Origin of the sequence: Streptomyces sp. A0958 (assembly GCF_004795035.1) — a bacterium.
In the GTDB taxonomy this organism is placed as follows: Bacteria; Actinomycetota; Actinomycetes; order Streptomycetales; family Streptomycetaceae; genus Streptomyces.
Genome location: NZ_SSBK01000013.1, coordinates 94298 through 119177, shown reverse-complemented (window position 1 = coordinate 119177; position 24880 = coordinate 94298). Strand labels below are relative to the sequence as shown.

Genomic DNA, 24880 nt, shown 5'->3' with positions numbered 1-24880 from the left:
GGTCAGCCGAGCGGGAGGGCCAGGCTGTGCAGGTAGCGCATCAGGGTCATCAGCACATCGCGGCTGGAGACGCGCAGCCGGGCGTCGCAGTCGATCATCGGGACCTCGTCGGGCAGGTCCAGGGCGCTGCGCAGCGCCTCGACGGGGTGTTTCGGCGCGTCGGGGAAGGTGTTGATGGCGACGACGAACGGCACGCCGCGCTCCTCCAGGCGCCCGATGACGTCGAAGCTGACTTCGAGCCGGCGGGTGTCGATGAGGACGACGGCGCCGAGCGCGCCTTCGAACAGGCCGTTCCACAGGAACCAGAAGCGTTCCTGGCCGGGGGTGCCGAAGAGATAGAGGATGAGCTCCTCGCTGATGCTGATCCGGCCGAAGTCCATGGCGACGGTGGTGGAGGTCTTGCTCTCCACCCCGAAGTTGTCGTCCACGCCGACGCCGGCCTGCGTCATCGTCTCTTCGGTGGTCAGGGGCCGGATCTCGCTGACCGAGCCCACCATGGTCGTCTTGCCGGCCCCGAACCCTCCGACGATCACGACCTTCACCGCGGCGGTGGCCGTGGTGGGCAGGACGTCCTCGCTGCGGGGGCCCGTGATCGTGTCAGAGTTTCTGAAGTCCATGCATCACCGCTTCGAGGAGGGACCTGTCCGGGAGGGTCGCGCGGACGATCGGGGCACGTGATTCGATCAGCCCGGTCGCGAGGAGTTCCGTGAGGAGCGAGGTCACCACGCTGAACGGCAGGCTGAGGTAGGCGGAGAGTTCCGCGACGGATAACGGGGCCCGGCAGAGCCGGAGGATCACTGCCTGCTCGGGCTGGACCGTAGGTGACGGCTCCGACTTCGAGACGATCATCGTGACCAGGTCGAGGGCTGCCCGCTCGCTGCCGTCGGGATCGCCGGTGATGACGTAGAGCCGTTCCGGATCGCTCGGTTCGGATTCGGTCCTGCGGCGTTCTCGTCGGGGAACGTTCATACGGCCTGCTCGTCGTGGCGGGGCGGACTCGTGAGGTGGGCGCCGATCCGTACGACCAGGTCGCGCATCCGGGCCCCGACGAGTCCGGCGTCCACCGTCTCGCCCGCGAGCACCGCCAGATAGGCGCCGGTGCCCGCGGCCATCAGGTAGAAGAAGCCGCCGGTGACCTCGATGACGACGAGCCTCATCCGGCCGTCGCTGTACGGGATCTCGGAGGCGACGGCCGCCGCCAGGCTCTGCAGTCCGGCGCACGCCGCCGCGAGCCGGTCCGCGACGTCGGGGTCGCCGCCGTGCCGGGCGATGCGCAGCCCGTCCGCGGAGAGGACGACGATCTGATGGATGTCGGGGACGTCGTCGGCGAGCTCTTTGAGCATCCAGTCCATGTTGCCCCGCTGCTGGATCACTTCAGGTCTCCCTTGTCCCACGCGTCGTCAGAGTCTTCGCCCGTCCTGGGGTCCTGGGGCACACCGTTGGCGGCCTTGGTGAACGCCTCCAGCCAGATCCCGGGCGGCGGTTCCTTGCCGTTGTCCCGACCGTTGCCGTAGCCGTGGCCGTTGGTCCGGCCCGCGGTCGGGTCGGCGGACTGGGCGGGAAGGTTGTGCGAGCCCAGCGGTGCGCGCCCCCGGCTGCGGCGCTGCGGGAGCCCGCCCGCTGTCCACTCGGTCACGACGGGCACGTCGTCCTCCATGGCGACGGCCGGGGCGACCGGGCGGGGGTCGGACGCCACGGGTCCGGTGGCGGGACGGGCGGCCACGGGGCTCGGCTTGCGGCGGTTGCTGCGGGCCGGGACGACGTGCTTCATGTCTTCGAGGTCGATGTCGCTGGTGGGCCGCGAGGTGGCGCCGATGCCGTGGGCGATGCCGGGCGCGGGGCCGGTGGTGATCATGGCGCGGGGCACGATGAGCACGGCCCGCACCCCGCCGTACGCGGACTGCCGCAGCGAGACCTGGAGGTCGTACATCCGTGAGATGCGGCCGACGACCGCCATGCCGAGACGGGGGGACTCGCCGAGGTCGTTCATGCTGGAGCCGGCCTGGGCCCTGGCGAGCATGTTCTCGGCCCGTGCGCGGGCCTCCTCGCTGAGGCTGACGCCGCCGTCCTCGATCTCGATGGCGATGCCCGTCTGCACCTCGACCGCGGTGACGTGCACCCGGGTCTGCGGCGGCGAGTAGCGGGTGGCGTTGTCGAGGAGTTCGGCGCAGGCGTGGATGAGCGGTTCGACCGCGGTGCCGATGATGGCGACCTTGGCGATCGAGTGCAGATCGACGCGCGGGTACTCCAGGATGCGCGACATGGCGCCGCGCAAGACGCTGAACAGCGGTACGGGCTTGGGCCACTGGCGGCTGGGGCGGGCACCGCCGAGTACCGCGATGGAGTCGGCGAGGCGGCCGATCAGCGCGGTGCCGTGGTCGATGCGGAGGAGGTCGTCGAAGACGTCGGGGTTGCGCCCGTGGTGCTCCTCCATCTCCCGCAGTTCGCTGGCCTGCCGGTGGACGATCGCCTGGACGCGGCGGGCGACGTTGACGAAGGCGCGCTGCGCGGCGTCTCGGGTCGCCTCCTCGTTGTCGATGATGTCCAGCACGGTGTAGACGAGGGCGCGCTGGGCGTCGGGGAGGTGGCGGTAGACCGGGTCGGCGTCCACGACGTCCCGCAGCACCTCGTCGGGCGAATTGCCCACGCGCAGACGGTGAATGGCGGCCGGCAGCAGTTCCTTGCTGATCCGCACGGTCTCTTCGTCGTGGTCGGCGATGCGCCGTTCCAGCGCGGTGACGCGCCGCTCGTACTCGGCGCGCCGGCGGCGGATCGTCCGGCCGCGGCGGGCGATCTCCACGGCGAGCGCGGTGACCACGACGGTGGCGAACGCTCCGCACCAGACGACTGGTATCCGCGCGGGCTCGGCAACCAGCGCCGCGGCGGCGGCAGTCGCGCCCGCCATCACGACGACGGGCAGCAACAGGGCGCGGGCGACGGGGGCTTCCCGTTCGGCCGGCGGTGATTCAACACGGACCATCTGAACCTCTGGCGGTTGATTCGGCTGTATTCCGGAGATTCGGCGCCTGTAGGGCAGTTGGGAACAAGCGCTCGCATTCATCTCAACTCGGCTTCACTGCGCGTGAGCTTAGTCAGATCGAATCAGTGCTTCCGCACATTCCTCCAACCCCCTGCGCGAGCGCTCCCGCGGTAATACACTCACGAGTTTTTGCACGCAGCGCCTTCACGCGTGTGCGGGGAGTGACAGGGCGGAGGAATGAGGAAGAAACGCCCCACAGGGCGGCAAATGGGAACATGTGATCGAAGAGGCCCGTACGAGTGATGCCGCAGCCGGGGCGCGCGGTGCCCCGCGCCCCGGGGTCAGTGGCGGGCGCCGCCGATACGGCCTTCCAGCTGGACCAGCAGCTCACTGAGCTGCGTGCTGAGCCGGTCGCGGGACTCGGCGTCGAGGCCGGAGAGCACCGCGCGTTCGTACGCCAGCTGCCGGGGCAGCAGCCCGTCGACCAGGTCGCGTCCCTCGTCGGTGAGGCGCACGTGGGCGACCCTGCGGTCGCGTTCGTCACCGCGGCGGGCGATCAGGCCGCGTTCCTGGAGGCCCCGGAGGCGCTTGGTGACGGCGGCTCCGGAGGAGAAGGTCTCCCGGGCCAGTTCGCCGGGGGTCAGTTCGCGGCCGGTACGGCGTACGGCTCCCAGCAGGTCGAACTCGGCCCGGGTCAGCCCGGCCGCCCGCAGCGGGGCGTCCTCGGCCTGCTGGAGCAGGGCGGAGCAGCGGTTGATACGGCCGATGAGCTCCATCGGGCCGGTGTCCAGCTCCGGGTTCACGGCCTGCCACTGCCGTACCACCGAAGCGACGATGTCGTCGGTCACACCGCTCCGTTCTCCTGGGCGGGGACGGTCGGCCCCCGCCGTTTCGCTGTCGCGGCGAGCGTACGGTGTCCGGCCTGCTCGGCGGCGAGCACCGCCTCCTGGGGCAGGGCGCGCTGCCACCACTCGCCGGCCGCGGTGTCGTCGGCCTCGCGCAGCTCGACCAGGGAGCCGGTGAGCCTGCGGCGGGCGGCGTCGAGGGCGGCGGGGACGGTCTCGGGGGCCGCGAGGGTCCGCACGGCGTGCGCGCGGGCCTGTTCGGCGGCGGCCAGCGCGCGTTCGACGCGGCCGGTGGCGCGGCGGTTGGTGACGAGTACGGCGGCGAGGAAGCCGACGGCGGCGCCGATCACGGTGTCCAGGACCCGGTCGCCGATCAGCTCGCCGGCCGCGTGGCTGCCGGCGTACTCCAGGACGAGCAGCGCCATCGGGGTGACGGCGACGGAGCCGAGCCAGTAGTTGCGGGTGATCAGGGCCTCGGCGGCGAAGCCGAAGAGGAGGCAGAAGCCGACGAGGGCCAGCGGGGTGGTCCGGGCGACCGGGAGGACCGCGGCGAAGACCAGGACGCCGATCAGGTTGCCGAGGGTGCGCTGGAGCGCGCGGTTCCAGGAGAGCGTGACGTTGGCCTGGTAGAGGGAGGCCGCGGTGACGATCGCCCAGTAGGGGCGGCCGACGCCCACGGCCGAGCAGACGTAGCCGGCCAGGGCGCAGCCGACGAGCGTGCGGGCGGCGACCGGCAGCAGCGGGGAGCCGGGGGCGAGGCCGCGCAGCAGTGCGCGCGGCGAGCTGCGGCGGGCGGCGCGTTCGGCGTCGACGCCGAAGAGTTCGGCGGTGGTCCCGGGGGCCGCCGGCGGGGCTGGGACGGGTCCGCGGGCGCGGGTTCGCCGGGCCCACTCGCTCAGCCGGGCCGCGTCGGCGGTGTCCGGGGTGCCGGCCAGGGCCGAGGTCTCGGCGTGGACGACGAGGCGTTCCAGGGCGCGGCGCGCGGGGGTGGGGCGGCCGGCGGCGAGCAGGGTCTGCCAGGCGGCGTGCACGGCGCCGACCGCGGCGCGCCGGGTGGCGTGGCCGGGGGCGGCGGCGTGCGCGGCTGCGGCGTCGAGGGCGCGGGCCGTCGCGCGGCGCTCGGGTCCGTCGCGGCGGATCAGGGCGGGGGCGACGACGGCGACGAGCCAGGAGACGGCGCCGGCGCCGAGGGTGAGGGCGAGGTGGCCGGGGACCTGGCCGAGCGTCTGGGGGACGAACAGGGCGGCGGAGCTGACGAAGGTGAAGATCACCGGCCCCGGGGGCCCGACCCGGGAGGCGTCGCACAGGAGCTTCTGCCCGGCCGCCAGGAGGGCCCCGACGGCGATCAGGACGGCGGCCGAGCCGGTCAGCGAGGCCATGACGAGGGCGATGCCCAGGCCGGCGGTCATGCCGAGTACGACGGCGGCGACGGTGCCGGCGCGGCGCGCGTACGGGAGGTTGTGGCCGTAGAGCGCACAGAGCGAGCCGGCCATCGTGTACATCACCAGGTCGAGACGGCCCAGCGAGAGCAGCACCAGGTTGGGTATCGCCGTGGCCACGACGACGCTGGTGGCCGGCTTGAACCACACGTCCGAGGGCCGGGCCAGACGCAGTGGGCCGGTCAGCGGGAGTCTGCGGACGGTGGGCCTGCGGGACCTGATGCTTGTATCACTCACCTATATATCTTAGCAGGTATTACACACGTAAAACACTTGTACCGGAACCCCACCCTCTCCCCCGCCCCGATGGCCGGTCCGGGCGCGCGGCCCTAGCGTTTTGGTGTGCCGCGAAGTCGTGCGCACATCCCCACGCGCGAAGGAACCCCATGAAGCTCACCGCACCGGTGCCCGGCGGTCCCTGCTGGATCGAGCTGAGCACCCCCGACGTACCGGCGGCCAGGACGTTCTACGCGGCGCTCTTCGGCTGGCGGTGCGAGACCGACCCGCGCGAGGAGGCGGGCGGCTACACCATCGCCCACCTCGGGGAGTCCCGGGTCGCCGCGCTCAGCCCGGTCCACCAGCCCGGTCAGCCCCCGGCCTGGACCGTTTCGTTCGCCGCCGACGACACGGACGCGGTGGCCGGGAAGGTGACGGCGGCGGGCGGTTCGCTGCTGGCGGGCCCGACCGACGTCTTCGACCAGGGCCGCTTCGCCGTCGTCGCGGACCCGTCGGGCGCGGTCTTCTCGCTGTGGCAGGGCCGCGCCTTCGCGGGCGCCGACCTCTTCAACGCACCCGGCGCGCTCGGCTGGACCGAACTGCTCACCCACGAAAGGGAAGCGGCGCTCGCCTTCTACGCCGACGTCTTCGACTGGACGGTCAGCCCCTCTCAGACGTATCCGCAGTGGAGCGTCGACGGGGCGGACTTCGGCGGTCTGGTGACGATGGACGGGAAGTACCCGCCGGAGATGCCGCCGTACTGGCTGCCGTACTTCGCCGTCGCGGACGTCGACTCCACGGCTTCCACCGTGCAGAGCGGCGGCGACCTGCTGGTTCCGCCGACGGACCTCGCGCACGGCCCCAGGATCGCCGTAGCCCGCGACCCCCACGGTGCGGCGTTCGGCATGTACCGGGCCGCCGACATGGAGTGAGGCGGGAAACGCGACCGCCCGCGCTCCTCGTGCGAGGGGTGCGGGCGGTCGCACGTACGGGCCGGGGCTCAGCCCAGGCCGCGGGAGTCCTGCTTGAGCGCGGTGTCCACGGTCAGGGCCGTCGCCACCACCAGGCTCAGCAGCGGCTCGGGCAGCTGGTAGTGGATCTGGAGGACGTAGTTGTCCGCCGTCGTGAACAGCGTCTTCGCGAGGCCTTCCCAGGTCTTGGTGATCCGGGCTATCTCGGCGTCGTTGTGGTCGACGATCGCGAAGTTCCAGGCGCGCCAGTTCTCGGCCTTGATCGCGCCGACCTGCTGCCCGTCGACCATGATCGCGAAGTTGATCTTGCCGATGGCGTTCTGCTGGACGATCTCGCCGACCGGCTGACCGTCCGGGCGCTGCACGATGACCTTGGACTTGATGAACTTCGCCGGGCGGGTCAGCAGCAGCTGCGGCTGACCGTAGGCGTCGCGGATCTCCAGCCGGTGGGTCAGGTACTGGTCGATGCTGGTGAGGAACCGCAGCACCTTGCGCATGGCGCCCTGGCCGACCTCGACGACCGACCCGATGGTGGCGCCGTGCTGGTCGAAGACGCTGTACTCGTTCGTCAGCTCGATCAGCTTGGCCTTCTGGTTCACCACCAGGACCTGCTGGTTGAAGAGCGAGCCGCCGCCGGGCGCACCGCCCTGCGGGTGCTGCGCCCCCTGCTGGGGGACGGCCGCGGGCTGCTGGGGCGCCGCCGGCTGCTGGTACGACTGCTGCGGAGGCACCTGGGCCTGCGCGGGAGCCTGGACCTGCGCGGGGGCCTGGGGCTGACCGCCACCCGCGGGGTTGGTGTGCTCGGTCCACTGGGAGCCGTCCCAGTAGCGCAGCAGCTGAGGTGCGCCGTGCGGATCGGGATACCAGCCCGCGGATACGTTCGAGTGCGTTGTCACCGGGGCACACTATCCCGGCACGCCGCGACCGGAACCCCCTCGGCCGTCGATCCACAGGTTCACCGGACCTCGTCCCGCACTGCTTGAAACTTCACGCGCCGCGTACGATGTGCCGCGTGAAGAGGCTGAGCGAGGGCGCGGACCGGCTGCGCGGCACCGGTGCGCCGATGGCGCTCACCTGGGTGTTCGTCCTGGTCGCGCTGGTCTCCTGCTGCTCGCCGCTGTCTCCGCGGGAGCACTCCTCCTCCCCCGGGTTCGCCCCCGCCTCCGCCCTCGCGCCGTGGACGGACCTCACGGCGGTGCGGACCGTGGTGGCCGACGCCCCCGGCGACCGGGGCGTGGGCGACTCCTGCCACGGCACCTCGCAGCACTCGACGCCGATGGTGCTGCCCGGCCAGCCGGCCCCCGCCGCGATTCCGTCGGCCGCCGTCGCGGTCCTCCCGGCCCGGCCCCTCACCGGCGGCGCGTGCATCCGGGGCCCCTCCAACGACGCCGTCGGCGACGTCGACCGGCTACGGCTCCAGGTTCAGCGGATCTAGGACGGCCGGGGATCTCCCGTGCCCGTGTCCGGGGCTCCCCCGCACGCCGTCCGTCTTGCCGATCCGAGGAACCGAAGGACCCGTCATGGCTTCCGCCAACAAGCAGAACACCGCCACCGCCGCCCGCCGCGCCAAGCTGGAGGAGGCCCGCCGCCAGGAGCGGGCCCGCGAGCGCCGCTCCCGCATCGTCACGATCACCGTCGGCGTCCTCGTGGTCGCCGGCCTCGTCGCCGGGGGCGGTTATCTGATGAGCGCCGCCGATGAGCAGGACAAGGCCGAGGCTGCCGCGAAGTCCTCGCCCGTCGACGGCGAGAAGAGCTGGGACAAGCTCACGCAGAACCATGTGGAGAAGAAGGTCGACTACCCGATGAACCCGCCGGTCGGCGGCGACCACAACCCGGTGTGGATGAACTGCGACGGTGACGTCTACACCGGGGCGATACCGAAGGAGAACGCCGTCCACTCGCTGGAGCACGGCGCGGTGTGGGTGACGTACACCGGCGAGGCGACCCCCGCCGACGTGAAGAAGTTCACCGAGCGGGTGTCGGCCACCCCGTACTCCCTGATGAGCCCCGTCGAGGACCAGGCGGCGCCGCTGATGCTCAGCGCCTGGGGGAAGCAGCTGACCGTGAAGAGCGCCACGGACGCCCGCGTCGCGCAGTTCTTCAGCAAGTACGTGCAGGGCCCGCAGACCCCGGAACCGGGCGCCGCCTGCACCGGAGGGATCGACAAGTGACATCCGACCCGCGCACGTCGCGGCCCATGGTCCTGGCCGGCGGGGCGGTGCTGCTGCTGGCACTCGCGCTGGTCGCGCTGATGCTCGTACGCCCCTCGACGTCGTCGCCCGCCTCCCCGGCGGCGTCCGCTTCCGCGCCCGCGTCCGCACCCGCCGACTCCTCGGCCGATGTGGGGTTCGCGCGTGACATGGCGGTCCACCACCAGCAGGCGGTCGAGATGGCGTTCATCGTCCGGGACCGCACCTCGGACGAGGCGGTGCGCCGGCTCGCGTTCGACATCATCAACACCCAGGCCAACCAGCGCGGCATGATGCTGGGCTGGCTGGAGATGTGGGGGCGGGCGAAGAGTTCCCCCGGACCGCCCATGGCGTGGATGGGGCACGCCTTCACGCCGCGCGGCGACGGCGCGCTGATGCCCGGCATGGCGACCGACGCCGAGCTGGACGCCCTGCGGGCGGCCAAGGGCAAGGACGCCGAGGTGCGCTTCCTGAAGCTGATGACCGCGCACCACAAGGCGGGTGCCGAGATGGCCGAGGCGGCCGCCGCGTCGGCGGGCACCGAGGAGATCAAGAACCTGGCATCGGGCATGGTCCTGGGCCAGCGGTCGGAGATCGCGCTCATGGCCGACATGCTCAAGGAGCGCGGGGCGTCCGCGTCCTGAGGGCCGGGCGGGACTTCGCGGACACGGCGACCGGGTCGCGCCGTCCGGCGGGGCCCGGTTCGTCCGGATCGCGCCCGTACTGGCGTACGGAATCGCATAGGCTCAGGACCGATATGAAGAGCAACCTCACACCGCTGGGGCCCAAGGCCGACAAGGACACCGTCCGGCGCAGCAACCTGAGCCTCGTGCTGCGGGCCGTGCGCGACGAGGGCGAGGGGGAGGCGACCCGGGCCGGTGTCGCCGCGCGCGTGGGGCTGACCCGGGCCGCCGTGTCCTCGCTGGTCGAGCAGTTGCTGGAGAGCGGGTTCCTCACCGAGTCCGGCAAGACGTTCAGCGGCCAGGCCGGCCGGCCCGGGACCGCGCTCAAGACGGCCCGCACCGGACCGGCCGGGCTCGGGGTCGAGGTCAACATCGACTACGTGTCGGTGTGCGTCGTCGACCTGGCCGGCACCGGCCGGGTCCGGCTCACCGAGCATCTCGACAACCGGGGCACCCCGCCCGCCGAGGTGCTGGCGCGGGCGGCCCGGATCGCCGCGCGCACCCTGGACTCGGCGCGTGAGCAGGAGCTGTTCCCGGTTGGTGTGGCCCTGGCCCTGCCCGGCCTGGTCTCGGGCGGCGCGGTGCGCCAGGCACCGAACCTGGGCTGGAACCAGGTCCCGGCCGAGGAACTGTTCGCCGCCTCGCTGGCCGCCGAGCGCCCCGGTCACCAGGGGCTGCCGGTCCGCTCGGAGAACGAGGCGAATCTCGCGGCCCTGGCCGAGCTGTGGTTCGGCGGCCTGGACCGCGTCCGCAGCTTCCTCTACTTGACCGGCGAGATCGGCGTGGGCGGTGCCCTGGTCATCGACGGCGAGCTGCTGCGCGGGGCGCACGGCTTCGCCGGGGAGATCGGCCATGTGGTGGTGGACGCGCGGGGCCCGCAGTGCCGCTGCGGTTCGCGCGGCTGCCTGGAGCAGTACGCGGGGCAGGCGGCGCTGCTGCGCGCGGCCGGGATCGAGGGGGGCGGCGGCGGGCTCGCGGTCGCCGAGCTGGAGAAGCGGGTGCGGGCGGGCGACGAGCGGGCGGTCGCCGCGGTGGCGGAGGCCGGCCGGATGCTGGGGCGGGTGCTGTCGGGGGCGGTCAACCTGCTGGACCCGGACGCCGTGGTGCTCGGCGGGATCTACCGGAACCTGATGCCGTGGCTGTCGCCGCCCGTCGACGAGGAGCTGACCGGCCGGGTGGTGTCCGGGCTGTGGTCCCCCGGCGGGGGCAGGCTGCGCGCGTCGTCGGTTGCGGGGGACGCGGCGCGGGGCGCGGCGGCGCTGGTGATGACGGACGTGCTGGCCGACCCGGTGGCGTACGCGGGCCGCGCGCTGGCCTGAGGGCTGCGCGTAGGGGGCGCGGGGCCTGCGGAGGTACGCGAGAGCGGGCGCCGGACGCGCGGTGGTGCGCGAGAGCAGGTGCGGTACGCGCAGAGCGGGTGCCGCACGCGAGAGCAGGTGCGGTACGCGCAGAGCGGGCGCCGCACGCGAGAGCAGGCGCGGTACGCGCAGAGCGGGCGCCGCACGCGAGAGCAGGCGCGGTACGCGCAGAGCGGGTGCCGCACGCGAGAGCAGGTGCGGCGCGCGCGGCAATACGCGAGAGGGGCGGACGCGCACGGCGCGTCCGCCCCCTTCGTCCCGCCGCAGAATCAGCGGACGCCGAGCAGGTGGTCCATCGCCAGCTGGTCCAGGGCCTCGAACGCCATGCCGCGCCCAGCCGCCGCGTCCACGTCGAACTCCTCGAAGGCGGAGCGGTCGGCGAGCAGCCCCGCCACGCCGTCCTCGGCGGTGCGCTGGGCCAGCTCGTCCAGGCGGGAGGCGCGCAGGGCCTCCTGGACGGCCGGGTCGGCGCGGAAGGCCGCGGCGCGCTCCTTGAGGATCAGGTAGTTGCGCATGCAGCCCGCGGCCGAGGCCCAGACGCCGTCGTAGTCCTCGGTGCGCGGCGGCTTGAAGTCGAAGTGGCGCGGGCCGGCGTAGTCGGAGTTCTCCAGGAGGTCGACGAGCCAGAAGGCCTGGCGCAGGTCGCCGGCGCCGAAGCGGAGGTCCTGGTCGTACTTGATGCCGGACTGGCCGTTGAGGTCGATGTGGAAGAGCTTGCCCGCCCACAGGGCCTGGGCGATGCCGTGCGGGAAGTTCAGCCCGGCCATCTGCTCGTGGCCGACCTCCGGGTTGACACCCACCATCTCGGGGCGCTCCAGGCGCTCGATGAAGGCGAGGGCGTGGCCGATGGTGGGGAGCAGGATGTCGCCGCGGGGCTCGTTGGGCTTGGGCTCGATGGCGAACTTGAGGTCGTAACCCTGCTCGGTGACGTAGTCGCCCAGCAGGTCGAATGCCTCCTTCATGCGGTCGAGCGCGACGCGGATGTCCTTGGCCGCGCCCGACTCGGAGCCCTCCCGGCCGCCCCAGGCGACGTAGGTGGTGGCGCCCAGCTCGACGGCCAGGTCGACGTTGCGCAGCGTCTTGCGCAGCGCGTAGCGGCGGACGTCGCGGTCGTTGGCGGTGAAGGCGCCGTCCTTGAAGACGGGGTGGGTGAAGAGGTTCGTCGTCGCCATCGGGACGACGAGGCCGGCCGCGTCCAGCGCCTGGCGGAAGCGCTTGACGATGCCCTCGCGCTCGGAGTCCGTCGAGCCGAACGGGATCAGGTCGTCGTCGTGGAAGGTCACCCCGTAGGCGCCCAGCTCCGCGAGCCGCTGGACGGAGTCGACCGGGTCGATCGCCGTGCGCGTCGCGTCACCGAACGGGTCGCGGCCCTGCCAGCCCACGGTCCACAGACCGAAGGTGAACTTGTCCTCGGGGGTCGGTACGAAGCGTTCCGTCATGGTGGTGCCGCCTTCGGGGCCGTGGGTCCGCAGCCGGTCGGGCGCCGAACCTCAATTTGTTCACTGTCATGACTAATCATGCACGGGCTGCCCGTGTGCCGTAAAGCCCCCGGCGCGATCACCTCCGCGCGCCGCTCGCCGGAAAACCGGAACAGCCCCTGTTCCGGGCGGGTTCGATCACGTAATTTGTTTTCCGTACGATCAAATACACGATCACCTGCCCTGCGGCCCGGTTCTCCGCGGTCCGGGAACCCACGAGCCAGCGAATGAGGTCAGCCATGCCGCCGCATACCGTCGTCATCGGTGTGGACAGCTCCACCCAGTCCACCAAGGCGGCGTTCGTCGACACCGCCACCGGCCGGCTGCTCGCCGTCGGCCGCGCTCCGCACGTCGTCACCGGCGAGGGCGGGGCGCGCGAGAGCGACCCCGAGGTGTGGTGGCAGGCCCTGCGCGACGCGGTCGCCGCCGGGCTGAAGGAGTGTGGCGTCGCGGCCACGGACATCGCGGGGATCGCGGTCGCCGGACAACAGCACGGCCTGGTCGTCCTCGACGGCGAGGGCCGCCCGCTGCGCCCGGCCCTGCTGTGGAACGACACCCGATCCGCCCCGCAGGCCGCGGCCCTCACCGCCGCGCTCGGCGGCGCCGACGCCTGGACCGCGCGCACCGGGTCGGTCCCGGTGGCCGCGATGACCGCGTCGAAGTGGCAGTGGCTGCGGGAGAACGAGCCGGAGACCGCCGCCGCGGCGGCCGCGATCCGCCTCCCCCACGACTTCCTGACCGAGCGGCTGTCGGGCCGGGCCGTCACCGACCCCGGCGACGCGTCGGGCACCTGCTGGTACTCCACGGCGACCGACGCCTACGACCCCGAGCTGCTCGCGCTGCTCGGCCTCGACCCGGAGCTGCTGCCCGAGGTGGCCCCGAGCGGCGGGGCCCGGGCCGGTTCGCTGACGGAGGCGGCCGCCGAGGCGCTCGGGCTGCCCGCCGGGATCGCCGTCGCCGCGGGCACCGGGGACAACATGAGCGCCGCCGTCGGTCTCGGCCTCGGCGGCGCGGGGCTCCTCGACCACCCGGTCCTGAGCCTGGGCACCTCGGGCACGGTCTTCGCCGCCTCCCGGACCAGGCCGGCGTCATCCGCGCTGTCGGGGTTCGCGGCGGCGGACGGTACGTATCTGCCGCTGGCCTGCACCCTCAACTGCACGCTCGCCGTGGACAAGGTCGCCGCCCTGCTCGGCCTGGACCGCGATGACGCGGTGCCCGGCGGCGAGGCCGTTCTCCTCCCCTATCTGGACGGCGAGCGCACCCCGGACCTGCCGACCGCCGCCGGTCTCCTCACCGGACTGCGGCACGACACCACCCCGCAGCAGCTGCTCGGCGCCGCCTACGAGGGCGCGGTGGTCACCGTGCTGCGGGCGCTCGACGAGCTGCTGCGCGCCTGCGGACTCGACCCGGCCGACCCCGAGGTGGCGGACCGGCCGCTGCGGCTGATCGGCGGCGGCGCCCAGGGGCGCATGTGGGTGGAGACCGTACGGCGCCTGTCCGGGCGGCCGGTGACCGTGCCGGGCGCCGGCGAACTGGTCGCCCTGGGTGCGGCGGCGCTGGCCGCGTCGGCGGCCACGGGTGCGGACCCGGTCGCCGTCGCCGCCGGCTGGGACACCGGCGCGGACCTGCTCCTGGAGGCCGTGGAAAGGGATCTGACGGCCTGGGAGCGGATCGGTTCCGTGCTGGAACGGGCGTCGGGGCCGCTGCTGGGCGGGGACCGCACCGGCTGACCGGCTGTCAGGGGTCGCCGCGCTTCCGGCGTCCGCGCGGGCGGCCCCGGCCGGCCGTCGCGAGCGTCCCCAACCAGCCGTTTTGGATAGCGAACTGATGTTCACTACTATCCGGCGATGATCATAAGAAGAAGGCTGACGGTCGGGGTGGGCATCCTGCTCGCCACCCTGACCGCCGGGCTCGGCTCGGCGCTCCCCGCGTCGGCCGATGAAACCCCCACCAAAGCCTCCCCCAAGGTCGAGCTGGTGCTCGACGTCAGCGGCTCCATGCGGACCCGGGACATCGACGGCCAGTCCCGGATGACGGCGGCGAAGCAGGCGTTCAACGAGGTCCTGGACGCAGTGCCCGAGCAGGTGCAGCTCGGCATCCGCACCCTCGGTGCCGACTACCCGGGCGACGACCGGAAGGTGGGCTGCAAGGACACCAAGCAGCTCTATCCGGTGGGCCCGCTGGACCGCACCGAGGCGAAGACCGCCGTCGCCACGCTGGCCCCCACCGGCTGGACCCCGATCGGCCCCGCCCTGCTGGGCGCGGCCGACGACCTGGACGGCGGCGACTCCACCCGCCGGATCGTGCTGATCAGTGACGGCGAGGACACCTGCGGCCCGCTCGACCCGTGCGAGGTCGCCCGCGACATCGCGGCGCGCGGCATCCACCTGGTCATCGACACCCTCGGCCTGGTGCCGAACGCGAAGATCCGCCAGCAGCTGACCTGCATCGCCGAGGCCACCGGCGGCACGTACACCGCCGTCCAGCACACCGACGAACTCTCCGGTCGCGTGAAGCAGTTGGTGGACCGGGCCGCGGAGCCCGTCGTCACCCCGGTCGCCACCAAGGGCGCCGACAGCTGCACGGACGCCCCCGAGCTGAAGCCGGGCCTCTACACCGACCGCGAGAAGTTCGCCGAGCACCGCTGGTACCGGGTCGACGTGCTCCCCGGCCAGGAACTGCGCGCCTCCGTCAGCGTCTTCGCCGACCGCGCCGTCAACAACGACTACGGGACGCTGCTGCGCGCGGTCACCGTGCACGGCCGCGAGATCGTGCGCGGCTCCGAGTCCGGTACCGGGCGCACCGACGCCATCTCGTCCGGGCTGCGCTACCCGAAGGCCGAGCTGGACGACGACGAGTCGACCGCGGAGACCGTCTGCCTCCAGGTCAGCAACTCCTTCTCGGCCCCTGCCTCGGTGAAGACCACCCCCGGCATGCCGATCGAACTGACCATCGACCTGGTGGACGGCCCCGACGAGGCGTCCGACGTCGCGGCGTTCGGCTTGGGCCACGGCTGGTGGCTGCTTGGCGCGCTCGCCCTGACCGGGCTGGTCGCGGGCCTGCTCATCGGCTGGATCTCGCGCTGGCGCTTCGCTGTCTGGAGGACCAACTGATGTCCCGTACGAGACGCGTGCTCGCGGGCGCGCTGCTGACCGGCCTGGCCCTGCTGACCGGGGCGGGGGCCGCCGCGGCCGACGACTCGGCGAGCCCGAGCCCGAGCGCGTCCGGTGACGGCTCCGGCCCCACCGAGGCGGGCACCACCTTCCGCACCGCCACGGCGCTCCAGCAGGACGAGACCGCCACCGCCGGGGCCTCCACCGGCGACTACCTGTACTGGGTCTTCCCGGCCGACGCCGGGCAGCGCGCCACGGTCACGGCCAAGGTGACCCTGCCCGAGAGCGCCACCCGGCACGGGGCGCAGACGTGGCAGGTCGACGTGTACGACGGGCTGCGCCGCCGGCAGGCCTGCATGTACGGCAAGCAGACCGGCAGGGCCGGGGCGGACGCCGCTTCGGTCGAGCTGACCTGTGTGCTGCGCACCGTCCGGGCCCTGGCCGAGCCGTGGGCCAACGACCCGCTGCCGGGCAGCTATTACGTCCGCCTCACGGTCGTCGGCCTGGCCTCCGCCGACCTCGGCCTGCCGGTGCACACCGAGGTCCGGGTCACCTCCAAGGACCAGGGCGGGTCCGCCGACGTCGACGGCAGCCTGTCGAAGCCGCTGGTGCCCGGGGTGTCGTCGGCCGAGCAGGCCTCGGACGACACGGACGCCTCCGCCGCACCGGCCGCCCTCGCCGGTGAGCCCGAGGACGGCTGGTCCTCCGGCTGGTGGACCAGCCGCTGGCTGTGGACGGCGGGCGGCGGGGTCCTCGCCGCGCTCATGGCCGTCTTCGGCTACTCCCTGACGCGCGGCAACGGCCGCCCGTCGCGGGTGCCGCCGGGCGTCTGACGGCAGGCCGTCCGCCGGTCCGGCCCGTGGCATACGGGCCGGACCGGCGGATGCCGGCGCGTCACGGCGTCGGCATCACATTGCGCAGCCCGCCCAGGAGGTGCGTGAGGAAGTCCGGGTCGGCGTACGCCTCGGCCGCGTGCCCCAGCGCCGTGTAGAAGACCCGCGCCCCGCCGTGTTCACGGGTCCACACGAGAGGGTGGTCGCCCCCCGCACCGCCCTCGTAGGAGGCGGCGTCGACGGAGGCGAGTACGTGCACCCGGCCGCGCGGGCTGTCCCGGAACTCGTACCACTCGTCGGTGAAGTCCCAGGTGGCACCCAGGTGGGCGGTGGCCGGGTGGTCCTGGTCCTCGATGACGAGGGTGCCCGGCTGGAAGGCGGGGTGGCGGTCGAACCGCGCGCCCAACAGCTCCCCGTAGAACGGCCAGTCGTACTCCGTACAGGCCGCCGCGTGCACCCCCATGAAACCGCCGCCCGCCGCGCAGTACGCCCGGAGCCCGGCACGCCCGGCGGGAGTCAGGACCTCCCCGCTCGTGGAGAGGAAGACCACCGCCGCGTAGCCGTGCAACCCCTCCTCGAACACTGAGGGGTCCTCCGTCGCGTCCACCGTGAACCCGTGCTCCGCGCCGAGGGCCCGGAACGCGGCGACGCCCTCGGGGATCGAGTCGTGACGGTAGTCCGTGGTGCGGGTGAAGACGAGAATCCGGGACGGGCTGTACGGCAGTGGCATCGGTCGCTCCAGGAACGCGGGGACGGGATGCCCATGATCCCGGACCCGCACGGTCTCCTCGGTCAGGAGCCCGCGGCGCCGCCCGGCCGCACGCTCAGCTGGCTGCCCAGCTCGCGAAAGCCGAGCGCCCTCGCCACCCGGCGCGACGCTTCCGGACGCGCCCGCCACTGGGGCAGACGGCCCGCCGTGAGGGCGTGCGCGGTCGCGGCGGAGGCCACCACGCGGGCAAGGCCCCTCCCCCGGGCGCGCGGAGCGGTCAGGACGCACAGGTGGGCCGTCCCGCCGGGCCAGTCCCGGTAGCCCGCCGCCGCGACGACCGCACCCGCGTCCCGTACGACGAAGGCCGGGGAAGTGATCTCGTCGATCCCGCACTCCCCCGCGTCCTCCTCGCTCACCGAAGCGAGCAGCCGCAGGAGAGCGGCGTGGTGCGCGGGCAGGTGCTCGACGGTGACGCCGGGCGGCTCGTACGGCAGGAAGGCGTCGGCGGACAGATAGGCGAGCGTCGCGGGTCCCAGTACCTCGGCGACCGGCAACACCCTGGTCAGCACCGAGGGTTCGGTCAGCGAACGGGCCGGCACACCCTCCAGCGCGCGGCGCACCTCCCGCGCCACCGCGTCGGTGGGCACCGTGACAAGGGCGGCGTCGCCCAGCAGCACCGCGCCCACCCAGGAGGGCGGTGCCAGAGCCGACGCGGGGGCCGTGACGACGACCGGGCCGCCGGCCGGGGCGAACGAGACGGGCACCCCGGCCAGCGTCTCCCACAGTCGGCGGGCCCCGGCCATCAACGCATCGTCGTCCATGGCCGAATCCTCTCACGGACACATTGCGCCCTGTACTGATCCACGGGGCCGGGGCCCGGCCCCGTGGATCACGCGGCGGCGAACGGACCGTCCGCCCCGAACGCCAGTCGGGCGAAGCGGTCACCCATGCGCAGATGGGTGGAGGCGTCCGGGTGGAGCGCGTCGGGCAGGGGGAGTTCGTCCGCGTCCGCCTCGCCGTACAGCTCGCGGCCGTCGAGGTAGCGCAGCCGCGGGTCGTCGGCGGCCCGTCGCTCCACCAGGGCGGCCAGTTCGTCGCGGATGACGGCGAGCGTCAGCTTCCCGGCGGCCCGCTCCTCGGGGTCTCCGGCCGCCGCGAACCGGACCCTGCCCTCACCGAGGCGGCCGAAGTCGGGGACGCTGGGTCCGGGTGTGTCCTCGTGGATGGGGCAGAGCACGGGCGAGATCACCAGGAGCGGGGTGTCCGGGTGGCCCTCGCGGAGGGTGTCGAGGAAGCCGTGCACCGCCGGGACGAAGGCGCGCAGCCGCATCACGTCGGCGTTGACGATGTTGATGCCGATCTTGACGCTGATGAGGTCCGCGGGTGTGTCGCGCATCGCGCGGGCGGTGAACGGGTCGAGCAGGGCGCTGCCGCCCAGGCCGAGGTTGACCAGCTCCACACCGCCGAGCAGGGCGGCACGGGCCGGCCAGGTGGTCGTCGGGCTCGCGGCGTCGGAGCCGTGGCTGATCGAACTGCCGTGGTGCAGCCACACCTTGCGCCCCGTATCCGCCGCCGGTGTGACGGGCGCGTCGGTGCGCAGGGCGACAAGTTCGGTCCGCTCGTTGTACGGGAGCCAGAGCTCCACGTCCTTCTCGTGGCCGGCGAGCCCGTCGAACCGCAGGGTTCCCACCGGCCCGGAGCGGAACTCGGTGGAGCCGGTGGTCATGTCGACGTCGAGCACGTTGCCGCCGCTCGCCGAGCCCCGTGCGGCGAGCTTCCCGTCCACGAGCAGGTCGTACACCCCGTCGGGCCTGGGCGGGACGCCCTGGTAGGCGGTACGGGTGCGCCGCGCCTCCAGCTCGATGGCGGTGGCCCGGGTCCGGAAGACCAGTCGTACGCCGGAGGGCTGTGCCTCGGCCAGGGCGATCTGCCCGTCCGGGGCCTGGGCGCGGGCGCGGGCGGGCAGTCGGTGCGGGAGCAGGCCGATGTCGGTGCGCTCCACGTCGAGCGCTCCGCGCAGGAGGCCGGTGGTGACGGGTGTGGTGATGGGGAGGGGTGCGGGGTCGGGGCTCATGTCTCCACCTGCTGTCGCTGGGGGCTGGGTGTCCGGGGCGCGCGCGGGGCGGTCAGGGGGCGGGCCAGTTCCGGAGGAGGGCGTCGAGGGCGTCGAGGACCCGGGACCAGGACTCCTGCGAGTCGGGGGCGCTGTGGCTGAAGCCGCCCTGTGCCTCCAGGCTGACGTAGCCGTGGAAGACGCTGCCCAGCAGCCGGACGGCGTGCGTCTGGTCCGGTTCGCTCAGGTCGTAGCCGCGCAGGATCGCCCGGGTCATCCGCGCGTGCCGGCCGCCCGCGCTGGCCGCCGCGGCTTCGGGGTCCAGCTTCGTCTGGGCCGCCGCGTAACGGCCGGGGTGCTCACGGGCGTAGTCGCGGTACACGTCGGCGAAGGCGCTCAGGGCGTCCTTGCCCGCCCTGCCCGCCAGCGCGGCGGCGCCCCGGTCGGCAAGCTCCTCCAGGGCGAGGAGGGCGATCCTGGTCCGGAGGTCCTGGGAGTTCTTCAGGTGCGAGTACAGGCTCGCGACCTTGACGTCGAACCGCCGGGCGAGCGCCGACACGGTGACCTGCTCGAAGCCGACCTCGTCGGCCAGCTCGGCTCCCGCCCTGGTCAGGCGGTCCGCGGTCAGGCCCGCACGCGCCATGGTCGCCTCCTCGTCCGGTGACGGCCATCATGCGCTTGCCTAAAGCTTTTAGGCAAATTCGGAAGCACCCAAGGCAAGCGTTCGGCGGACTCCATGGCGCGTCACTTCGAGGCGCGGCGGCGGGGGCCGGGGCCTCCGCCGCCGCCGCGCCTGCGCTCAGACGCCGTGCACCGTCACCGTGCCCGTCCCCTCCCCCGTGGCTCCCGTCGCCTCGGCGACCACGCGGTAGGGGCGGTCGATCCGCTCGGAGGCGGCGGTCAGGGTGTCGCCGTCCCGCACCACCCGGAAGGTGGCGGCGGTCGCACCGGTCAGGTCCGGCACGTCTACGGAGGCGCCGTCGCCCTCGGGGCCGTCGCCGAATACGCGCAGGGTGAGTCCGTCGAGCCAGTCGCCGTCGGGGCGCTGGTCGTCGCCGCCCCAGGGCAGGACCGCGCCGGGGCGCACGAGGACGGGCAGGCTGTCGAAGCCGTGCGTCTCCTGGCGCCAGACGGGACCGGTGATCGTCTCGCCGGTCAGCAGGTGGGTCCAGGCACCCTCGGGGACGTAGTACTCGACCTGGCCGTCCTCCGTGAAGACCGGCGCGACCAGCAGGTCGGGGCCGAGCATGTACTGCCGGTCCAGCGTCCGGGTGGCCGGATCGCCGGGGAACTCCAGCAGCATGGGGCGCATCATCGGCACGCCCGTGCGGTGGGCGGTGGCCGCGGCCCCGTACAGGTAGGGCATCAGCCGGTGCTTGAGCAGGGTGAACTTCCGGGCGACGTCCACCGCCTCCTCGCCGAACTCCCACGGCACCCGGTAGGAGACGTTGCCGTGCAGCCGGCTGTGCGAGGAGAGCAGGCCGAAGGCGAGCCAGCGCTTGAAGACCGCCGGGTCGGGGGTGCCCTCGAAGCCGCCGATGTCGTGGCTCCAGAAACCGAACCCGGACAGGCTCAGCGAGAGTCCGCCGCGCAGGGACTCGGCCATCGCCGTGAACGAGGCGAAGCAGTCGCCGCCCCAGTGGACGGGGAACTGCTGGCCGCCCGCGGTGGCGGAGCGGGCGAAGAGGACGGCCTCGCCGTGGCCGCGCTCCTTCTCCAGGAGTTCGAAGACCGTCTTGTTGTAGATCTGCGCGTAGTAGTTGTGCATCCGCTCGGGGTCGGAGCCGTCGTGCCAGACGACGTCGGTGGGGACGCGCTCCCCGAAGTCGGTCTTGAAGCAGTCGACGCCCTGGTCGAGCAGGGTCCGGAGCTTGCCGGTGTACCACTCGCGCGCGGCCGGGCTGGTGAAGTCGACCAGGGCCATGCCGGGCTGCCACAGGTCCCACTGCCACACGTCGCCGTTGGGGCGCAGGACCAGGTGGCCGAGTTCGGCGCCCTCCGCGAACAGTGCGGACTTCTGGGCGATGTACGGGTTGATCCACATGCTGATCCGCAGCCCGCGTTCCTTGAGCCGGGCCAGCATGCCTTCGGGATCGGGGAAGACGTCCGGGTCCCACAGGAAGTCCGACCACTGGTACTCGCGCATCCAGAAGCAGTCGAAGTGGAAGACGGAGAGCGGGATGTCGCGCTCGGCCATGCCGTCCACGAACGAGGTGACGGTCGCCTCGTCGTACGAGGTGCAGAAGGACGTCGTCAGCCACAGGCCGAAGGACCAGGCCGGGGGCAGGGCGGGACGGCCGGTGAGCGCGGTGTAGCGGGCCAGCACATCCTTCGGGGTCGGCCCGGCGACGATGTAGAACTCCAGCGACTGGTCCTCGACGCTGAACTGCACCTGCCCGACCGACTCCGAGCCGACCTCGAAGGAGACCTTGCCGGGGTGGTTGACGAAGACGCCGTAGCCGCGCGAGGAGAGGTAGAACGGGATGTTCTTGTAGGCGAGTTCGCTGCTGGTGCCGCCGTCGGCCTGCCAGATGTCCACGCTCTGGCCGTTCTTGACGTACGGGGTGAAGCGCTCGCCGAGCCCGTAGATGTTCTCGCCGACTCCCAGGGCGAGTTGGGCGATCATGTGGTGGGCGCCTTCGGGGGTGGTGGCGAAGGCGGTGCCCTTGGCGTCGACCCCGGTCAGGCGGCGGCCGTCGGCGTCGAGGAAGGTCAGACCCCAGGGGCCCTCGCCGTCCATACGCAACGTCAGCGGCCCGCTGGTGAGTTCGGTGACCGTCCCGTCCTGCCGGGTGCGGGCACCGGCGGCCGCCGGGTCGAGTCCGGGGAGGGCGAAGTCGGGGCCCCGGCGGGCCTTGCCGGCGTGGTGGGTGGTGCGGACGCCGATGATCCCCTCGGCCGGGGAGAAGCAGTCGACGGTGATGAGCGGGGTGTTGAGGGTGTCGCCGCGGGCGGCGACCCGTTTGACTGCGGCGTACGCGGTGAACTGGTCGGCGCTGACGCGCAGATCGCGGATCTCGGTCGCGTAGGAGGCGCGTACGCCCTCACGCATGAGCCAGAAGCCGTCGGTGAACTTCATGCGGACTCCTTGCCGGGGGCAACTGGAGGGGGAGGAGGACAGGGGTGCGCGGCGGTGCGGTTCACTCGCCGCGCCCGGTGAAGGCGAGCCGGGCCAGGCGTACGGTGCCGCGCAGGGTGATCCGCAGGTCGCCGACGCCGGAGGCGTTCAGTCCGGCCCGCAGGGTGCGGTAGTCGTACGGTCCTTCGGTGGCCGGGACCGTGACGGTGACCGTGGTGCCGTCGACGGTGATCAGGACGGCCCCCTCCCCCGAGGCGGAGACCTCGACGCCGCTCGTGCCGACCGCGAAGTCGCAGCATCGGTAGAGGAGTTCGTTGGCCTCGGCGGTGGCGGTGACCGCGTCGCCGTCCGTCTTGGCCCGGTCGACGATCTCGGTGGCCAGCTGCTCGTCGTAGTCGGCCGCCTCGAGACCGCGGGCCAGGACCGGGCGCGGCCCGGCCGGCTCGCCGTCGACGGTGAGGACGGTGACGATCCGGATGTCCGCGCTGGAGGCGCCCGCCTGGATCTCGTACGCGCCGGGCTCGACGGTCCAGCGGCCGTGCGCCACGTCCCAGTGGCCGAGTTCGTCGACCGCCACGGTGAAGGCGACGCGCTCCGCCGCGCCGGGTGCCAGGTGCAGCCGGCGGTGACCGGCCAGCTGGCGCAGCGGCCGGGCGACGGACGGGGCGACGGCCCGTACGTACAGCTGGGCGACCTCGTCCGAGGCGACGGCGCCCGTGTTGGTGACGGTGAGCCAGATGTGCAGCAGGTCGCCCTCGCGTTCGGCGGTCAGGGCGCTGTAGGCGAACTCGCTGTACGTGAGGCCGTGGCCGAACGGGTAGAGCGGGGCGCCCTTGTAGTAGAGGTAGGTCTGCCGTGAGCCGATGACGTCGTAGTCCAGCAGCTCGGGCAGTTCGGCGTCGGAGGTGTACCAGGTCTGCGGGAGCCGGCCGGCCGGGGAGACGTAGCCCGCCAGGACACGGGCGAGCGCGGTGCCGGCGGCCTGGCCGCCGTGCGCGGTCCACAGCAGCGCGGGCAGGGTGGCGGCGGCGTCGGTGAGGGCGTACGGGTAGGGGGAGGTGACCGCCAGGACGGTACGCGGGTTGGCGGCGTGGGCGGCGCGCCAGAGGCGTTCCTGCTGGGCGGGCAGGGCGAGGGTGGTGCGGTCCTCGGTCTCGCGGCCGTTGATGTGCGGGTCGTTGCCTGCCACCACGATCACGGTGTCGGCCTCGGCGGCGGCGCGGGCGACGGCGTCCTCGCCGCGCTCGGTCACCTCGGTCTCGAAGACGGTCCCGGCGGCCCCGGAAACATTTTCGCCCGGGGCGGCAACCTTTACGCCGTCGGCGGCGACAGAGACATACCCACCCGTTCCGATGTGCAGAAGGCGGTGACCGCCGGCATGGCCTTCCACCGCTTCCCACCGGAAGGTCTCCTGGACGACCCAGCCGCCCGGCTCGTCCGCGGAGGCGCGTACGTAACCGTCCTCGGCGACGGACAGATAGCGGCCGGCCGGTTCCCGCAGGGTGATCACGCCGTTGCCCCAGTCCACGAGCGCCAGCTCGGACGGGGTGTCGCCGCAGGTCAGCGGGGGAAGGTCGGTGCGGCCCGCGAGCAGCGCCGGGTCGAGGGCGCCCTCCGCGCCGCGCACCTCTTCCTGACCGGCGTCCGCCGAGGGAACCCGCAGCCAGCCGTCCGCGCACTTGATCCGGACCAGGTCGGCGCCCTCGGCGTGGACGACGCGGTCGGCGCCGAAGCGCGTCCGCAGTCCGTCGAGCGGGGTCGAGCGGTGGATCAGGGTGCCGCTGTACCAGTCGAGCTTGCAGTCGTCCGCGAGGAGCCCGACGACGGCGACCGTCTTCCCGGCGGCGGGGTCGAGCGGCAGCAGCCCGTCGTTCTTGAGGAGGACGACGGCCTGCTCGGCGGCCTCCAGGGCGAGCGCCCGGTGCTCCTCGGTGTCGAAGTCCGCGGTGTCCGCGTACGGGTCGAGCGCGGGGTCGAACTCGCCGAGTGCGAAGCGCATGTGGAGCAGGCGCCGGACGGCGGTGTCGATGTCGTGCTCGTCGAGCAGTCCGCGTTCCAGGGCGCCCTTGATGCGGCCGGTCATGACGGCGGAGTCCTGGCCGTGGTCGGTGAAGCTGTCGACGCCGGCGCGCAGGGAGGCGGCCGTCGCCTCCTCGTGGGTGTCGAAGTAGTGCTCGCTGTCCACGAGGTTGGTGGGTGCGCCGGCGTCCGAGCAGACGACCAGGGGCTGTTCGGTCCAGGCGCGCAGGTGGCGCGAGAGCAGCGGCGAGACGTGGTTGGGGCGCCCGTTGACCAGGTTGTAGGAGGGCATCACACCGGCCACCGCGCCCGCCCGCACGGCGTCGCGGAACGCCTTGAGGTCGTATTCGTGCAGGACCCTCGGGCTGACCGAGGAGGACGAGGTGTCGCGGTCCGTCTCGTTGTTGTGGGCGAGCCAGTGCTTGAGGACCGGGGCGGTCCGCCAGTAGTACGGGTGGTCGCCGCGCAGTCCCCGGGTGTAGGCGACCGCGATGGCGGAGGTGAGACCGGCGTCCTCCGAGTACCCCTCCTCGCCGCGCCCCCACAGCGGGTGGCGCAGGAGGTTCACGGTGGGGGCCCAGACGTTGAGCCCGACCCGGTCGTCCTGGGCGCGCTTGGCGCGGACCTCGTTGCCGACCGCCTCGCCGACCCGGCGCACCAGTTCGTCGTTCCAGGTGGCGCCGAGCCCCACGGCCTGCGGGAAGACCGTCGCCGGGCCCATCCAGGCGACGCCGTGCAGGGCCTCCTGGCCGGTGCGGAAGGCGCCGAGCCCGAGCCGGTCGACCGCCGGGGCGAACTGGTGCAGCATCGCGATCCGCTCGTCCGGGGTGAGCCGCTGGAGCAGATCGTCGACGCGCTTGGCGAAGGGCAGCTGCGGGTCGCGGAAGGGCTGCGGTTGTTCCGTCACGTGCGAGT

22 protein-coding genes are annotated in these 24880 nt (G+C 73.0%); 8 read left to right on the top strand and 14 right to left on the bottom strand.

Annotation, left to right across the window (positions count from 1 at the left end; genetic code table 11):
- Nucleotides 1–2 precede the first annotated feature (2 nt).
- The 6 genes from E6P78_RS15855 to E6P78_RS15830 all read right to left on the bottom strand — a co-directional run bounded on the left by E6P78_RS15855 (nt 3) and on the right by E6P78_RS15830 (nt 5501).
- Nucleotides 3–617: an ATP/GTP-binding protein gene (locus tag E6P78_RS15855; RefSeq protein ID WP_136204235.1), complete on the bottom strand. Its 615-nt coding sequence runs from the start codon at nt 615–617 to the stop codon at nt 3–5.
- A complete protein-coding gene (locus E6P78_RS15850; RefSeq protein ID WP_136204234.1) occupies nt 598–969 on the bottom strand; it encodes a DUF742 domain-containing protein in 372 nt (123 codons plus the stop codon). Before E6P78_RS15850 ends, E6P78_RS15855 begins: the two co-directional genes overlap by 20 nt.
- The gene (locus E6P78_RS15845; RefSeq protein WP_136204233.1) at nt 966–1373 is read right to left on the bottom strand and encodes a roadblock/LC7 domain-containing protein; all 408 of its coding nucleotides are present in this window, start codon (nt 1371–1373) and stop codon (nt 966–968) included. Before E6P78_RS15845 ends, E6P78_RS15850 begins: the two co-directional genes overlap by 4 nt.
- Nucleotides 1370–2980, bottom strand: a complete 1611-nt coding sequence (locus tag E6P78_RS15840; RefSeq protein ID WP_136204232.1) for an ATP-binding protein — start codon at nt 2978–2980, stop codon at nt 1370–1372. Before E6P78_RS15840 ends, E6P78_RS15845 begins: the two co-directional genes overlap by 4 nt.
- A gap of 341 nt (nt 2981–3321) precedes the next feature.
- Nucleotides 3322–3828: a MarR family transcriptional regulator gene (locus E6P78_RS15835; RefSeq protein ID WP_136204231.1), complete on the bottom strand. Its 507-nt coding sequence runs from the start codon at nt 3826–3828 to the stop codon at nt 3322–3324.
- Nucleotides 3825–5501, bottom strand: coding sequence for an FUSC family protein (locus E6P78_RS15830; RefSeq protein WP_136204230.1), 1677 nt, complete (start codon nt 5499–5501; stop codon nt 3825–3827). Before E6P78_RS15830 ends, E6P78_RS15835 begins: the two co-directional genes overlap by 4 nt.
- Nucleotides 5502–5650: 149 nt before the next feature.
- On the opposite strand from E6P78_RS15830, the gene E6P78_RS15825 reads away from it, so the two are divergent.
- Complete coding sequence (locus tag E6P78_RS15825) at nt 5651–6412, top strand: VOC family protein (protein ID WP_136204229.1); 762 nt, start codon at nt 5651–5653, stop codon at nt 6410–6412.
- A 68-nt stretch (nt 6413–6480) separates the two neighbouring features.
- Here E6P78_RS15825 and E6P78_RS15820 read toward each other — a convergent pair whose 3' ends face one another.
- Entirely contained in the window at nt 6481–7347 is an 867-nt protein-coding gene (locus E6P78_RS15820; RefSeq protein ID WP_136204228.1) for a phospholipid scramblase-related protein, read from the bottom strand.
- 116 nt (nt 7348–7463) lie between these two features.
- Between E6P78_RS15820 and E6P78_RS15815 the strand changes: the two genes are divergently transcribed.
- The 4 genes from E6P78_RS15815 (at nt 7464) to E6P78_RS15800 (ending at nt 10642) form a co-directional block, all read left to right on the top strand.
- Nucleotides 7464–7886, top strand: a complete 423-nt coding sequence (locus E6P78_RS15815; RefSeq protein WP_136204227.1) for a hypothetical protein — start codon at nt 7464–7466, stop codon at nt 7884–7886.
- Nucleotides 7887–7971: 85 nt separating this feature from the next.
- Complete coding sequence (locus tag E6P78_RS15810; RefSeq protein WP_136204226.1) at nt 7972–8622, top strand: DUF3105 domain-containing protein; 651 nt, start codon at nt 7972–7974, stop codon at nt 8620–8622.
- On the top strand, nt 8619–9284 hold the full coding sequence (locus E6P78_RS15805; protein WP_136204225.1) for a DUF305 domain-containing protein: 666 nt from the start codon (nt 8619–8621) through the stop codon (nt 9282–9284). The genes E6P78_RS15810 and E6P78_RS15805 overlap by 4 nt, the downstream gene beginning before the upstream one ends.
- A 113-nt stretch (nt 9285–9397) precedes the next feature.
- The gene (locus E6P78_RS15800; protein WP_136204224.1) at nt 9398–10642 is read left to right on the top strand and encodes an ROK family protein; all 1245 of its coding nucleotides are present in this window, start codon (nt 9398–9400) and stop codon (nt 10640–10642) included.
- 308 nt (nt 10643–10950) lie between these two features.
- Here E6P78_RS15800 and xylA read toward each other — a convergent pair whose 3' ends face one another.
- Nucleotides 10951–12120, bottom strand: coding sequence for a xylose isomerase (gene xylA / locus E6P78_RS15795; protein WP_136204223.1), 1170 nt, complete (start codon nt 12118–12120; stop codon nt 10951–10953).
- Nucleotides 12121–12398: 278 nt separating this feature from the next.
- On the opposite strand from xylA, the gene xylB reads away from it, so the two are divergent.
- The 3 genes from xylB to E6P78_RS15780 all read left to right on the top strand — a co-directional run bounded on the left by xylB (nt 12399) and on the right by E6P78_RS15780 (nt 16105).
- Nucleotides 12399–13889, top strand: coding sequence for a xylulokinase (gene xylB, locus E6P78_RS15790; RefSeq protein ID WP_136204222.1), 1491 nt, complete (start codon nt 12399–12401; stop codon nt 13887–13889).
- Nucleotides 13890–14006: 117 nt separating this feature from the next.
- On the top strand, nt 14007–15272 hold the full coding sequence (locus tag E6P78_RS15785; protein ID WP_168712633.1) for a VWA domain-containing protein: 1266 nt from the start codon (nt 14007–14009) through the stop codon (nt 15270–15272).
- Nucleotides 15272–16105 (top strand): hypothetical protein, encoded by an 834-nt coding sequence (locus E6P78_RS15780; RefSeq protein WP_136204221.1) that lies wholly within the window; start codon nt 15272–15274, stop codon nt 16103–16105. The genes E6P78_RS15785 and E6P78_RS15780 overlap by 1 nt, the downstream gene beginning before the upstream one ends.
- Before the next feature lie 61 nt (nt 16106–16166).
- On the opposite strand, the gene E6P78_RS15775 is transcribed toward E6P78_RS15780, so the two are convergent.
- The 6 genes from E6P78_RS15775 to E6P78_RS15750 all read right to left on the bottom strand — a co-directional run bounded on the left by E6P78_RS15775 (nt 16167) and on the right by E6P78_RS15750 (nt 24872).
- Nucleotides 16167–16835: a ThuA domain-containing protein gene (locus tag E6P78_RS15775; protein WP_136204220.1), complete on the bottom strand. Its 669-nt coding sequence runs from the start codon at nt 16833–16835 to the stop codon at nt 16167–16169.
- A gap of 62 nt (nt 16836–16897) precedes the next feature.
- Nucleotides 16898–17635 carry a GNAT family protein gene (locus E6P78_RS15770; protein WP_136204219.1) on the bottom strand — a complete coding sequence of 246 codons (738 nt, stop codon included), beginning with the start codon at nt 17633–17635 and terminating at the stop codon, nt 16898–16900.
- A gap of 68 nt (nt 17636–17703) precedes the next feature.
- Nucleotides 17704–18888, bottom strand: coding sequence for an SGNH/GDSL hydrolase family protein (locus E6P78_RS15765; RefSeq protein WP_136204218.1), 1185 nt, complete (start codon nt 18886–18888; stop codon nt 17704–17706).
- 52 nt (nt 18889–18940) lie between these two features.
- Nucleotides 18941–19510: a TetR/AcrR family transcriptional regulator gene (locus E6P78_RS15760; RefSeq protein ID WP_136204217.1), complete on the bottom strand. Its 570-nt coding sequence runs from the start codon at nt 19508–19510 to the stop codon at nt 18941–18943.
- A gap of 156 nt (nt 19511–19666) precedes the next feature.
- Nucleotides 19667–21946, bottom strand: coding sequence for an alpha-xylosidase (gene yicI / locus E6P78_RS15755; protein WP_136204216.1), 2280 nt, complete (start codon nt 21944–21946; stop codon nt 19667–19669).
- A 61-nt stretch (nt 21947–22007) separates the two neighbouring features.
- Nucleotides 22008–24872, bottom strand: coding sequence for a glycoside hydrolase family 3 C-terminal domain-containing protein (locus E6P78_RS15750; RefSeq protein WP_136204215.1), 2865 nt, complete (start codon nt 24870–24872; stop codon nt 22008–22010).
- Nucleotides 24873–24880 lie beyond the last annotated feature (8 nt).